Consider the following 13395-nt stretch of genomic DNA (forward strand, 5'->3'; position numbering starts at 1 on the left):
CGGATACCGGGAACTGACTAAAGCCTCAGTAAGTTGCATGAGTGGGCTCTACGATCGGGGGCCCATGCTTTGAAAAATCTCAGCATCACTTACACACAGCGACTTTCGAGGTGCGCACCTTGGCTTTCCAGATGCCGGACCGCGGCGGAGGCCCCTCCGGGCCACGGATGAGAGTCGGCCGCCCGTCCCGGCGCGCCCGGACTCTTCTGATGACCTTGGGCGTGCTGGCCGTCCTGGCCATGGCGTTCATCATGTTCGCCGGGTTCTGGACGGACTGGCTCTGGTTCCGCTCCGTCAACTACTCCACCGTCTTCACCACCACCCTGTGGACCAAGGTCGGCCTCTTCGCCGTCTTCGGCCTGCTGATGGCGGGTGCCGTCGGGCTGAACATCTGGCTGGCCCACCGGCTGCGGCCGCCGCTCAGCGCGATGTCGCTGGAGCAGCAGAGCCTCGACCGCTACCGGATGACCGTCGCCCCGTACCGCAAGTGGCTGCTGCTCGGCATCTCCGCACTGGTCGGCCTGATCGCGGGCGCCTCGGCGGCGGGCCAGTGGAAGACCTGGCTGATGTACGTGAACGGGGTGCCCTTCGGCACGAAGGACCCCCAGTTCAACCTGGACGTGTCGTTCTACACCTTCGACCTGCCCTGGTACCGGTTCCTGCTCGGCTTCGGCTTCGCCGCCGTCGTGCTCTCGGTGATCGCCGCCGCCGTCGTGCACTACCTCTACGGGGGACTGCGCGTCACCAGCCCCGGTGCGCGGGCCACCGCCGCGGCGACCGGCCACCTGTCGGTGCTGCTCGGCCTCTTCGTCACGCTCAAGGCGGTCGCGTACTGGCTCGACCGGTACGGCCTCGCGGTGAAGTCCAGCGATTTCAAGGCCGCGGACAACTGGACCGGTCTGCGCTACGTCGACGCCAACGCCTACCTGCCGGCCAAGACGATCCTCGTCGCGATCGCCGCGATCTGCGCGGTGCTGTTCTTCGCGACGCTGTGGCGCCGCACCTGGCAGCTCCCGGTCATCGGCTTCGGCCTGATGGTGCTCTCGGCGATCCTGATCGGCGGCCTGTACCCGGCGATCGTGCAGAAGTTCCAGGTCCAGCCGAACGAGCAGGCCAAGGAATCGCCGTACGTCCAGAAGAACATCAAGGCGACGCGCGACGCCTACGGGGTCGCCGACGCCTCGGTCACGGACTACCCGGGCCTGCCGGACCCCAAGGCGGACAAGAAGAAGCTCCGCCAGGACGCCAACACCACGGCGAGCATCCGCCTGCTCGACCCGAACATCGTGTCGCCGGCCTTCCAGCAGCTCCAGCAGAACAAGGGCTACTACGGCTTCCCGGCCACGCTGGCGGTCGACCGGTACAAGGGCCAGGACACGGTCATCGGGCTCCGTGAGATCAACCTCGCGGGCATCCCGAAGAACAACTGGATCAACGACCACTTCCGTTACACCCACGGATACGGCGTGGTCGCGGCCAAGGGCACCGAGGTGGCCCCGGGCGGGCAGCCCCTGTTCACCGAGTCCGGCCTGCCGGCGCAGGGCGACCTCGGGACGTACGAGCAGCGGATCTACTACGGCGAGCAGACGAAGCAGTACTCGATCGTCGGCGGACCGCAGAAGGAGCTCGACTACGCCAACGACTCGGGCGAGAAGGAGACCACCTACCAGGGCGACAGCGGGGTGAGCCTGGGCAACCCGGTCAACCGCGCCGCGTACGCGCTGGCCTTCAGCGAGCCGCAGATCCTCTACTCAGGCGCCATCGACGACAAGTCGAAGATCCTCTACAACCGCACGCCCAAGGCCCGGGTCGAGGCGGTCGCCCCGTGGCTGACGATCGACGGAGCCGTGTACCCGGCGGTGATCGACGGCCGGGTCCAGTGGATCGTGGACGCCTACACCACCACCAACGGCTACCCCTACGCGTCCCGCACCCAGCTCGGGGACACGACGGCGGACTCGCTGACCAACTCCCAGCGCGCCGTGGTCGCGCAGGAGAACCAGGTCAACTACATCCGGAACTCGGTGAAGGCCACCGTCGACGCCTACGACGGCACGGTGAAGCTCTACCAGTGGGACACCAAGGACCCGGTCCTCAAGACGTGGATGAAGGCCTTCCCCGGCACGGTGGAGGAGAAGAAGGAGATCTCGCCGACCCTGATGGAGCACCTGCGCTACCCGCAGGACCTCTTCAAGGTCCAGCGTGAGCTGCTGACCCGCTACCACGTCACGGACCCGCAGACCTTCCTCAGCGGCAGTGAGGTCTGGGCGGTGCCGGACGACCCGACCACCAAGGCGGGGACGGCGGTTCCGCCGTACTACCTCTCCATGAAGATGCCGGGCCAGAAGGACCCCAACCAGGCCTTCTCCCTCACCACGACGCTCACGCCGAACGGCAGGGACAACCTGAGCGCCTTCATGGCGGTCAACGCCGACCCCACGACCGCCGATTACGGGAAGATCCAGCTGCTGAAGCTGCCGACCCAGAACCCGGTGGACGGCCCGAAGCTCGTGCAGGCGAGATTCAACTCCAAGCCGGAGATCGCCCAGGAGATCAACATCCTGAGCCGGGGCGATTCCCAGGTGGAGTACGGCAACCTGCTCACGGTCCCGCTCGACAAGGGAATGCTCTACGTCGAGCCGGTGTACGTGCGCGGTGGCGGCCTCAAGTACCCGCTGCTGAAGAAGGTCCTGGTGACCTACGGGGACCAGACGGCCTTCGAGGACACGCTGGAGAAGGCGCTGAACGTGGTGTTCGGGGCCGAGTCGCCGACCACCCCGCCGACGACCCCGCCGGGCGACGGGACCACCACCCCGCCGCCGACCAGCCAGGACCCGACGGTCAAGGCGGCCCTCGCCGATGCGCAGAAGGCGGTCGAGGACGCCGACAAGGCGCTCAAGGCCGGCGACTGGGCGGCGTACGGAAAGGCGCAGGGCGACCTCCAGGCCGCGCTGAAGCGGGCCATCGAGGCCGAGGCGAAGGTGGTGGCGCCCGCGCCCACCCCCACGCCCAGCGGATAGCGGTAATGGTTCCACCCCGCGTCGTGCTACTGTTGGTTTACCGACGCGGGGTGGAGCAGCTCGGTAGCTCGCTGGGCTCATAACCCAGAGGTCGCAGGTTCAAATCCTGTCCCCGCTACTGAAGACGAAGGCCCGGATCCGATGGATCCGGGCCTTCGTCATGCCCGATCGAGGTTTTCGCCGACGCGGGGTCACTGGGGTGGGTGAGTTGGGGTGTGAGCGTGTTTGACTTGTCTCTCTGTGGGCATGTCGACAAAACGCTGTAGTGACCTCACTGACTGCGACATACCAGGTGTACGCGGGTAGCAGGTGATGCGACGATGGGATTTATGGGGGACAGGTCAACTCTGCTGGAGACAGGGCGGTTTGTGAGGGCGGACTCCGAATCGGAACCGGAGGCCGATGGGGCGGCTCAGGCCGTTGACGTGCGGACCGCGATGACCACGCGGCCGGTACGGACCACGGCCGCGGCGCCGGCCACGCCGGACGTGTCGGACGTGTCAGTCGACGCGTTGTTCGACGACGCGGTCTTCGCGCTGACCGACGCGGCCAGCGACGCCGCGCTGGAGGCCCGGCACCGGGTCGCCGCCGACAAGGGTGACCCGGGCGCGATGAGCGTACTCGGGGCGCTCCTGCTGCGCCGCGGCGACCTCGCGGGAGCCGAGCCGTACCTGCGCGGGGCGACCGGGGCGGGCGACCGCGCGGCCGCCAACAACCTGGGCGTACTGCTGCACCAGCGCGGCTACCCCGAAGAGGCCGCCGGCTGGTGGCGCGTGGCCGCCGTGGCCGGATCCGCCCCCGCCGCACACGCCCTGGGCCGCCACTACCGCGAGCGGGGCGACGAGCCCGCCGCCGAGTACTGGATGCGCCAGGCGGCGGAATCCGGTCATGCCCTGGGGGCCTACGGCCTCGCCGACCTGCTGGAGCACCGCGGGGACAAGGGCGTCGAGCGGTGGTTCCGCGCTGCCGCCGAGCAGGGGCACCGAGAGGCCGCGTACCGGCTCGCCCGGCACCTGAGGAAGGGCGACCCGACCGAGGCCGAGCAGTGGTACCGGCAGGCCGCCGCGCGCGGGCACCGGCGCGCCGGGCTGCACCTGGGCGCACTGCTGGAGGCGCGCGGGGAACTCAAGGAGGCCGGGCGCTGGTACCTGACCTCCGCCAAGCAGGGTGAGGCGCGCGCGGCCTGCGCGCTCGGCTTCCTGCTGCGCGACGCCGGCGACGAGGAGAACGCGGCCACGTGGTGGCTGCGCGCCGCGCAGGACGGCGACGGCAACGCGGCGAACGCGCTGGGCGCACTGCACGCCGCGCGCGGCGAGACCCAGACGGCGGAGAAGTGGTACCGGGCCGCGATGGACGCGGGCGACCAGAACGGGGCGTACAACCTCGCGCTGCTCTGCGCCGCCCAGGAGCGGACCGGACCCGCCGAGCAGTGGTACCGGCGCGCCGCCTACGCGGGACACCGCGAGGCGGCCAACGCGCTGGCCATCCTGCTGCTGCAGGGCGGTGACGCGGAGGGCGCGGAGCCGTGGTTCTCGAAGGCGGCGGAGGCGGGGAGCGTGGACGCCGCCTTCAACCTCGGGATCCTCTTCGCCAGCCGGGACGAGGACCGCACGGCCCTGAAGTGGTACGAGCGGGCGGCCTCGGCGGGACACACCGACGCGGCGCTCCAGGTGGGCATCGCGCTGGTCCGCGACGGCGAGGAGCGGGCGGCGGAACGCCACCTGCGGTGCGCGGCCGGCGGCGGCAGCGCGGAGGCCGCCTTCCGGCTGGCCGCGCTGCTGGAGTCGCTGGCCCCGCCGCCCGAGCCGGTGGCCCTGGGCGAACCGGTGGGCGGAGCCGCGCGCACCGAGAGCGAGGAGTGGTACGAGCGGGCCGCGGAGCTGGGGCACCGGCGGGCGCAGGTCCGGGTCGGCATGCTGGCCGCCGCGCGGGGCGAGCTGGGGGCCGCGGCCCGGTGGTACCGGGAGGCGGCGGAGGCCGGCTCGCGCAACGGCGCGTTCAACCTGGGGCTGCTGCTGGCGCGCGAGGGCAACGAGCCCGAGGCGGCGCTGTGGTGGACCCGGGCGGCGGTGGCCGGACACGGGCGGGCGGCGCTGCGGCTGGGGCTGCTCGCGGCCCGCCAGGGAGACCTGACGGAGGGGCAGAAGTGGTGCGTGCGCGCCATGGAACTGGGCCCCGCGGAGGTCTCCGAGCGGGCGGCCCGGCTGCGCGAGGCCCTGGCGGAGGAACTGTCCGCGTAGGGGTGCGGACGGCTGCCGGAGCCGAGCCGTTATCCGATTTGCATCTGCTCGCCGTGCTCGCGTAGAGTCAGGTTTACCGACGCGGGGTGGAGCAGCTCGGTAGCTCGCTGGGCTCATAACCCAGAGGTCGCAGGTTCAAATCCTGTCCCCGCTACTGAAGGCTCGAAGGCCCGGATCCCATAGATCCGGGCCTTCGGTCGTTTCTGAAGGCGAAGACGAGAAGACGAGAAAGAAGAAGGCCCGGGAGCTCCGTGAGCTCCCGGGCCTTCTTCGTGTCCTCGTTCCTCAGGCCCCGGCGCAGTTCGGGCACACCCCGCGGTACGTGACCTCGACCGTCGACACCACGAAGCCGAAACGCTCCGTGTCGGGCAGGTCGGCCAGCGGGTTGCCCGCCGGGTGCACGTCGCGGATCGCCCCGCACTGCGCGCACACCAGGTGCTGGTGGGGGCGGTGGGCGTTCGGGTCGTACCGCTTGGCGCGCCGGTCCGTGGAAACCTCCAGGACCTCGCCCAGGGTGACGAGCTCGCCCAGGGTGTTGTAGACGGTCGCGCGGGAGATCTCCGGCAGCCTGTCCACGGCGCGCGCGTGTACCTCGTCGGCCGTCAGGTGAACGTGGTCACCGTCGAGCACCTCGGCCACGACGCGCCGCTGTGCGGTCATGCGCCATCCGCGTCCGCGAAGTCGTTCCAGCAGGTCACTCATGCACGCCAGCCTAACAGCGAGGGGATTCGGTGTAACTCCCGAATCAGTTTCGACTTGGATGTCGGCTTGACTTAGACAAAGTCCATCGTAGGATCGTTTACGTAGGGCGCAGGACAGGTTTGCAGCAAATTTACGCAGGAGGCGCACGTGACGCAGGGACCGCTCACCACGGAGGCCGGAGCTCCGGTCGCCGACAACCAGAACAGCGAGACCGCCGGCATCGGCGGACCCGTTCTGGTTCAGGACCAGCTGCTGCTGGAGAAGCTCGCGCACTTCAACCGCGAGCGCATCCCGGAGCGCGTGGTGCACGCCCGTGGCGCCGGTGCGTACGGCACGTTCACGCTGACCCGTGACGTCTCGCAGTGGACCCGTGCGAAGTTCCTGTCCGAGGTCGGCAAGGAGACCGAGACCTTCCTGCGGTTCTCCACCGTTGCCGGCAACCTCGGCAGCGCCGACGCGGTCCGCGACCCCCGCGGCTGGGCCCTGAAGTTCTACACCGAAGAGGGCAACTACGACCTCGTCGGCAACAACACCCCGGTGTTCTTCATCAAGGACGCCATCAAGTTCCCCGACTTCATCCACACCCAGAAGCGCGACCCGTACACGGGCTCGCAGGAGGCGGACAACGTCTGGGACTTCTGGGGTCTGTCGCCCGAGTCCACCCACCAGGTGACCTGGCTGTTCGGTGACCGCGGCATCCCGGCGACCTACCGCCACATGAACGGCTACGGCTCGCACACGTTCCAGTGGAACAACGAGGCCGGCGAGGCCTTCTGGGTCAAGTACCACTTCAAGACCGACCAGGGCATCAAGAACCTCACCCAGGCCGAGGCCAACCAGCTCGCCGGCGAGGACCCCGACTCGCACCAGCGCGACCTGCGCGAGTCCATCGAGCGCGGCGAGTTCCCGTCCTGGACCGTGCAGGTCCAGATCATGCCGGCGGCCGAGGCGGCCGAGTACCGCTTCAACCCGTTCGACCTCACCAAGGTGTGGCCGCACGAGGACTACCCGCCGATCGAGATCGGCAAGCTGGAGCTCAACCGCAACCCGGAGAACGTCTTCGCCGAGGTCGAGCAGTCGATCTTCTCCCCGGCGCACTTCGTCCCCGGCATCGGTCCGTCCCCGGACAAGATGCTCCAGGGCCGCCTCTTCGGCTACGGCGACGCCCACCGCTACCGTGTCGGCATCAACGCCGACCACCTGCCGGTGAACCGCCCGCACGCCACCGAGGCGCGCACCAACTCCCGTGACGGCTACCTGTACGACGGCCGCCACGCGGGTGCGAAGAACTACGAGCCGAACAGCTTCGGCGGCCCGCACCAGACGGACCGTCCGCTGTGGGTCTCCTCCGCCGTCACCGGTGGCACGGGCAACCACGCCGCGCCCTCGCACTCCGAGGACAACGACTTCGTCCAGGCGGGCAACCTCTACCGCCTGTACTCGGAGGACGAGAAGACCCGTCTGATCGAGAACCTCTCCGGCTTCATCGCCAAGGTCTCGCGCGACGACATCGTCGAGCGTGCGATCAACAACTTCCGCCAGGCGGACGGTGACTTCGGCAAGCGTCTGGACGCCGCGGTCCAGGCCCTCCGCGCCTGACGGGCGCCTGCCGTAGCAGGCCGACGGGCCGGTGCTCCCGAGAGGGGGCGCCGGCCCGTCGGCCGTTCCTAGGCGGGAACGGAGGCGGGCACGGTGCCCCGCCGCGCCGGGGCCCAGCAGCGGATGACATCGCGTACGGACACGATGCCCACCGGGCCGCCGTGCTCCAGGACGATCAGATGACGGAAGCCGCCGTGGGCCATCGCCTCGGCGGCTTCCTGCACGGTGGCGTCCGGGGTGCAGAAGACCACGTTGTTGGTGGTGTGCGCGCCCACGGACTCCCGGTCGGGATCGTGGCCCGCGCCGATCGAGTTGAGGATGTCGCGCTCGGTCAGGATGCCGATGCCGCTGTGTTCGGGGTCGAGGACGACGGCCGCGCCGACGCGCCGGCCGGACATCAGGCAGGCCGCCTGCCGCAGGGTGTGAGTGGGTCCGAGGGTGAGGATCACGGTGCTCATGGCGTCGCGGACGAGCATGAAGAGAGCCACCTCCTGGTGAGTCCCCCCGCTTGGGTGGGTGCGCACGAAGGGCCGCACTTAGAGAAGTCCTTCACAAGCGCACAAGCGGAGGAGTCTCAGATTCCCACGCCCGCGGGAAGCCAGCAAGGAGGCGCGTAAGGGGCGCTTTCGGCGCGTACGGCGCGGGCCGCGGGCGCGGCCGGCGCGCGCCCGCCCCGTACGCGTCAGCCGCGCGGGTGCAGCAGGTCCAGCATCTCCGTGTGCAGCAGCCCGTTCGAGGCCGCCGCGTTGCCGCCGTGTACGCCGTCCACCCCGTCCAGGCCGGTGAAGCGGCCGCCGGCCTCCTCCACGACGACGGCCAGGGCCGCCATGTCCCACAGGTTCAGCTCCGGCTCGGCGCACAGGTCGAGCGAGCCCTCGGCGACCATCATGTACGGCCAGAAATCGCCGTAGCCGCGGGTACGCCAGCACGCGCGGGTCAGATCCAGGAAGCCGGGCAGCCGCCCCTGCTCCTCCCAGCCGCTCAGCGAGGAGTAGGCGAAGGAGGCGTCGCCCAGGGTGGCGACCTTGGAAACGCCGAGCGCGGTGGTCTCGCCGAGCGCACCGCCGGTGAAGGCGCCCCGGCCGCGCGCCGCCCACCAGCGGCGGCCCAGCGCCGGCGCGGACACCACGCCGACCACGGGGCGGAAGGCGCCGTCGGCCTGCTCCTCCATGAGGGAGATCAGCGTCGCCCACACCGGAACGCCGCGCACGTAGTTCTTCGTACCGTCGATGGGGTCCACGACCCAGCGGCGCGGGCCGTCGCCCTTGAGGCCGTACTCCTCGCCCAGGATGGCGTCGGAGGGCCGCGCGGCGGAGATCCCGGCCCGGATGATCTCCTCGGTGGCGGTGTCGGCCTCGCTCACCGGGGTCATGTCGGGCTTGGTCTCGACCTTCAGGTCGAGGGCGCGGAACCGCTCCATCGTGGCGGCGTCCGCCGCGTCGGCGAGTTCGAGGGCAAGGCGCAGGTCATCGTCATACTCGGGCATGCCAGAACCCTACCCAGGCGGCCGCGCCGCCGTGGCGGGCGTCCACGGAGCGGCACGGGCACCCTTGACAGGATCTGTCGGTCCGTCAACTCTGGCGGAGACGTCGACCGGAGACGTCACAGGGGAGGCGACGGTGCCGACGGCCCGGGAGTCCTTGCTCGAAGCGGCGGGAGCGGCGCTCGCGGCGCGCCCGTGGCCTGCCGTGCGGATGGTCGACGTGGCGGCCGCCGCCGGGGTCTCGCGGCAGACCCTCTACAACGAGTTCGCGGGCAAGACGGGCCTGGGCCACGCGCTGGTCCGGCGCGACGCCGCCTGGTACCTCGACGGGGTGGAGCGGGCCCTGGCCTCCTCGGGCGTTGCTGCCGAGCGACTGGCCGCGGTCGTCGAGTGGACCGTGCGCGCCGGCCGGGAGCGGCCCCTCGTGCGGGCCCTGCTGACGGGGTGCTGGAACGGCAACTTACCCGTCCCGGCCGGCCGCGGGGTCCGGCCGGGGCTGCCCGCGCTGGGGCCCGCCGAGCTGATCCGCGGGGTCCGGGAGCGGGCCGGCGCCGCGTTCGGGGCGCCGGAGGGGGCGCAGCGGTGCGAGCTCGCCGTACGGCTCGCGCTGTCCTACCTGATCGCCCCGGCCGAGCCGCCGGGGCCGGGCCACGCCGGGCTGTTGCCCCTGCTCGGTGTGACGGGCCTCAGTGGGACGAGCCCGAGAGCTGGAGCCCGATGACGCCGAGGATCACCAGCGAGATCGAGACGAGTTTGAGGGTGGAGACCAGGTCCCCGAGGAAGACCATCCCGTAGATCGCCGTACCGGCCGCCCCGATGCCGGTCCACACCGCGTAGGCGGGCCCCACGTCCAGCTTCTTCAGCGCCAGGGTCAGCAGGCCGAAGCTGCCGAGCGCGAAGCACGCGAAGGCGATGGTGGGCCACAGCCGGGTGAAGCCGTGCGACAGCTTGAGGCAGACCGCGAACCCCGTTTCCAGGATCCCGGCGACCACGACCAGCAGCCACGCCATGGCGTATGCCTCCCCGCGTCGTGTGACGCGCTCACGGGCCGGGCCCCAGCGTCACTTGGTGCGAGTATGCATTTACCAGACATCGGGGCCGACAAACCCCGCCGGTCGATCGGCCATCGATCACTCGCCCCGCCCGGTCAGTCGCCCTCGCGGCGCTCCCGGGTCTCGAGCAGCCGACGCAGAGAGTACAGCCGCGCCGGATCCGCGTGGCCGTCCTCCACCCACTTGTCGAGCGCGCAGTCCGGCTCGTCGTGGCTGCACGCGCGCGGGCAGCCCTCCGTGCCCGGCACCAGCTCCGGGAAGGCCAGGATCACCCGGGACGGGTCCACGTGGTGCAGGCCGAAGGAGCGGACGCCCGGGGTGTCGATGACCCAGCCGTCCCCGCCCGGCAGCGGCAGCGCGAGCGCCGAGGTGGTGGTGTGCCGGCCGCGGCCGGTCACCGCGTTGACCACGCCGGTCGCGCGCTGGCGGCCCTCGGCGACCAGCGAGTTCACCAGCGTGGTCTTGCCGACGCCGGAGTGGCCGACGAAGGCGGTGATCCGGCCGTTCAGGTGCTCGCGCACCCGGTCGGCCGCGTCACCCGTTGCCAGCTCGTCGCGGTTGGTGACCACGTAGTTCAGGCCGAAGGTCGAGTAGATCTCCAGGATCTTGTCCGCGGAGGTCAGGTCGGACTTCGTGAGCACCAGCAGCGGTTCCAGCCCGGCGTCGTACGCGGCCACCAGGCAGCGGTCGATCATCCGGGGCCGCGGCTCCGGATCCGCCAGCGCCGTCACGATGGCGAGCTGGTCGGCGTTGGCGACGACGACGCGCTCGTACGGATCGTCGTCGTCGGCCGTGCGCCGCAGGACGGACTTGCGGGCCTCGATCCGCACGATGCGCGCGAGGGTGTCCTTCTTGCCGGACAGGTCGCCGACGATCCAGACCCGGTCCCCGACCACCGCCGCCTTGCGGCCCAGCTCGCGGGCCTTCATCGCGTGCACGGGACGGTCCTCGACCAGGCAGGTGAGCCGGCCCCGGTCCACGGTCAGGACGAAGCCCTCGGCCGCGTCCTCGTGCTTGGGGCGGATGGTCGTACGCGGCCGGTTGCCCTTGGGGTTGGGCCGCTGGCGGATGTCGTCCTCGTCGGTGTGCTTCCCGTACCTGCGCATGACGGGCCCTACGCTCCCACGCCTGCCGGAGCCGCTTCGGCCCGGGCGAGCATGTCCGCCCACATCTGCGGGAAGTCCGGCAGGGTCTTCGCGGTCGTCGCCACGTTCTCGATGAGCACGCCCTCCACCGCCAGGCCGATCACCGCGCCGGCCGTGGCCATCCGGTGGTCGTCGTACGTGTGGAACGTGCCGCCGTGCAGCGTGCGCGGGCGGATCCGCAGACCGTCCGCGGTCTCCGTGACATCGCCGCCCAGCCCGTTGATCTCCTTGGTGAGCGCCGCCAGCCGGTCCGTCTCGTGCATCCGCAGGTGCTGCACCCCGCGCAGCACCGACTCCGAGTCGGCCAGCGCCGCGACCGCCGCGATGCCCGGGGTGAGCTCGCCGACCTCGCCCAGGTCCACGTCGATGCCGTGGATCTTGCCGGAGCCGGTGAAGACCAGGCCCGCGTCCGTCAGCTCGCAGGAGCCGCCCATCTCCGTGAAGATCCGGCGCAGCGCGTCACCGGGCTGCGTGGTGCGCCGCGGCCAGTCCGGGATGGTGACCGTGCCGCCGGTGATCAGGGCCGCCGCCATGAAGGGCTGCGCGTTGGACAGGTCCGGCTCCACGACCAGGTCGCGGCCGAGCAGGGCGCCGGGGGCGACCCGCCAGACGTTCTTCTCGCCGCCGGACTCGGGGGTGTCGACCTGGGCGCCCGCCGCGCGCAGCATCTCCACCGTCATCCGGATGTGCGGCATGGACGGCAGGTTGGTGCCCACGTGCCGGACCTCGACGCCCTGGTTGAAGCGCGGGGCGGAGAGCAGCAGCGCGGAGACGAACTGCGAGGAGTTGGTCGCGTCGATCTCGACGGTCCCGCCCTCCAGGGCCCCGCCGCCCTGGACGGTCAGCGGCAGCGCCCCGCGGCCGTCGTCGTCGATGCGGGCGCCGAGCGTGCGCAGCGCCGTGATGACCTGGCCGAGGGGGCGCTCGTAGGAGCGCGGGTCGCCGTCGAAGCGGATGTCGCCGGCGGCGAGGGTGGCGACGGGCGGCAGGAAGCGCATGACCGTGCCCGCGTTGCCGACGTCGACCGTGGCCGGGCCGTGCAGCGCGGCCGGGATGATCCGCCAGGCCTCGCCGTTGTCGCCCTCGCCGGCGGAGCTGGACGAGACCGTCTCCTCGATGCCGACGCCCAGCGCGCGCAGCGCGTCGGACATCAGCTGGGAGTCGCGCGAACGCAGCGGGCGGCGCACCCAGCCCGGCTCGGAGGCGAGCGCGGCGAGCACGAGGGCGCGGTTGGTGACCGATTTGGACCCGGGCACGGTGACGGTGGCCCGGACGGCGGCGTCGGCTAGCGGGGCGGGCCAGAGGGCGGGGAGCGCGGGGGTCTCGGTCATGGCCACCACTTTAGTGGCTTCCCATCGCCGCAGATCTTGATCACCTGGGAGTCTCGGCGGCCGGACACCCGCCGGCCCGTCAGAGGGACAGCAGCCAGCGGCCGCCGCCGACGAGGGAGGAGAGCGCCACCACGTGGAAGAGCAGCAGCCACACCACCGGGTGCACATGGGTGAGCCGTCCGAGCTGGTCCGCGTCGGAGTCGGGCGCCCCGCCGTGCCGGCGCTTGGCCCCCAGTTCGAAGACCGGCCGGACGCCGCCGAGGAGCAGGAACCACACCACGGCGTACGCGAAGACCGCCTGCACGTCCGCCGGGGCCAGCCAGGAGACCAGTACGAAGGTGGCGCCCGTGGCCAGCACCGACAGCAGCCCGTACGCGTTGCGGATCATCACCAGCACCGCCAGCAGGAGGGCGGTCGCCGCCCACAGCAGCAGGGTGATCCGGTGCGCCGAGAGCAGGGCCGCGCCGCCGAGGCCGAGCAGGGAGGGCGCCGTGTACCCGGCGGCGGCGGTGAGGACCATGCCGAGGCCGGTGGGCTTGCCGCGGCTGACGGTGACCCCGCTGGTGTCCGAGTGCAGCCGTATCCCGTCCAGGCTGCGGCCCGTCAGCAGGGCCAGCAGCCCGTGGCCGCCCTCGTGCGCGATGGTGATCGCGTTGCGCGACAGCCGCCACACCGGCCGGGGGCCCACGGCCACGAGCGCCGCCAGCCCCGTCGCGATCACCAGCCACTGGTCGGGCGCCGCCTGTATGCCGGTGAGCCGGTCCCACAGGCCGGCCGTGGTGCTGGTGTTCATGAGGTGGCGGACTCCTTGCGGTGGCAATCG

General features: G+C 71.2%; 11 protein-coding genes and 2 tRNA genes. 6 read left to right on the top strand and 7 right to left on the bottom strand.

Going from position 1 to position 13395, the window contains the following annotated elements; all coding sequences use genetic code 11:
• Positions 1–131: 131 nt before the first annotated feature.
• The 4 genes from AC6CKD_RS03495 (at position 132) to AC6CKD_RS03510 (ending at position 5414) form a co-directional block, all read left to right on the top strand.
• Positions 132–3020: a UPF0182 family membrane protein gene (locus AC6CKD_RS03495; RefSeq protein WP_498325433.1), complete on the top strand. Its 2889-nt coding sequence runs from the start codon at positions 132–134 to the stop codon at positions 3018–3020.
• A 44-nt stretch (positions 3021–3064) separates the two neighbouring features.
• Positions 3065–3138, top strand: a tRNA-Met gene (locus tag AC6CKD_RS03500).
• Positions 3139–3340: 202 nt separating this feature from the next.
• On the top strand, positions 3341–5260 hold the full coding sequence (locus tag AC6CKD_RS03505; protein WP_498325031.1) for a tetratricopeptide repeat protein: 1920 nt from the start codon (positions 3341–3343) through the stop codon (positions 5258–5260).
• Positions 5261–5340: 80 nt separating this feature from the next.
• Positions 5341–5414 (top strand) — tRNA-Met (locus AC6CKD_RS03510).
• Positions 5415–5545: 131 nt separating this feature from the next.
• On the opposite strand, the gene AC6CKD_RS03515 is transcribed toward AC6CKD_RS03510, so the two are convergent.
• Positions 5546–5962: a Fur family transcriptional regulator gene (locus tag AC6CKD_RS03515; RefSeq protein ID WP_498325032.1), complete on the bottom strand. Its 417-nt coding sequence runs from the start codon at positions 5960–5962 to the stop codon at positions 5546–5548.
• A gap of 147 nt (positions 5963–6109) precedes the next feature.
• Between AC6CKD_RS03515 and AC6CKD_RS03520 the strand changes: the two genes are divergently transcribed.
• Positions 6110–7561 carry a catalase gene (locus tag AC6CKD_RS03520; RefSeq protein ID WP_498325033.1) on the top strand — a complete coding sequence of 484 codons (1452 nt, stop codon included), beginning with the start codon at positions 6110–6112 and terminating at the stop codon, positions 7559–7561.
• A gap of 68 nt (positions 7562–7629) precedes the next feature.
• On the opposite strand, the gene AC6CKD_RS03525 is transcribed toward AC6CKD_RS03520, so the two are convergent.
• Positions 7630–8037 carry a CBS domain-containing protein gene (locus AC6CKD_RS03525; RefSeq protein WP_498325035.1) on the bottom strand — a complete coding sequence of 136 codons (408 nt, stop codon included), beginning with the start codon at positions 8035–8037 and terminating at the stop codon, positions 7630–7632.
• Between the two features lie 206 nt (positions 8038–8243).
• Entirely contained in the window at positions 8244–9047 is an 804-nt protein-coding gene (gene hisN / locus AC6CKD_RS03530; protein ID WP_498325036.1) for a histidinol-phosphatase, read from the bottom strand.
• A 133-nt stretch (positions 9048–9180) separates the two neighbouring features.
• Between hisN and AC6CKD_RS03535 the strand changes: the two genes are divergently transcribed.
• A complete protein-coding gene (locus AC6CKD_RS03535; protein WP_498325037.1) occupies positions 9181–9765 on the top strand; it encodes a TetR/AcrR family transcriptional regulator in 585 nt (194 codons plus the stop codon).
• Here AC6CKD_RS03535 and AC6CKD_RS03540 read toward each other — a convergent pair.
• The 4 genes from AC6CKD_RS03540 to AC6CKD_RS03555 form a co-directional block, all read right to left on the bottom strand.
• Complete coding sequence (locus tag AC6CKD_RS03540) at positions 9731–10054, bottom strand: DMT family transporter (RefSeq protein WP_112447780.1); 324 nt, start codon at positions 10052–10054, stop codon at positions 9731–9733. The genes AC6CKD_RS03535 and AC6CKD_RS03540 overlap by 35 nt on opposite strands.
• Before the next feature lie 137 nt (positions 10055–10191).
• Complete coding sequence (gene rsgA, locus AC6CKD_RS03545; protein WP_498325039.1) at positions 10192–11202, bottom strand: ribosome small subunit-dependent GTPase A; 1011 nt, start codon at positions 11200–11202, stop codon at positions 10192–10194.
• An 8-nt stretch (positions 11203–11210) separates the two neighbouring features.
• Complete coding sequence (gene aroA / locus AC6CKD_RS03550) at positions 11211–12572, bottom strand: 3-phosphoshikimate 1-carboxyvinyltransferase (protein WP_498325041.1); 1362 nt, start codon at positions 12570–12572, stop codon at positions 11211–11213.
• Positions 12573–12651: 79 nt separating this feature from the next.
• Complete coding sequence (locus tag AC6CKD_RS03555; RefSeq protein WP_498325043.1) at positions 12652–13365, bottom strand: M50 family metallopeptidase; 714 nt, start codon at positions 13363–13365, stop codon at positions 12652–12654.
• Between the last annotated feature and the right edge of the window lie 30 nt (positions 13366–13395).

The sequence above is a fragment of the Streptomyces sp. GQ60 genome (genome assembly GCF_059758875.1).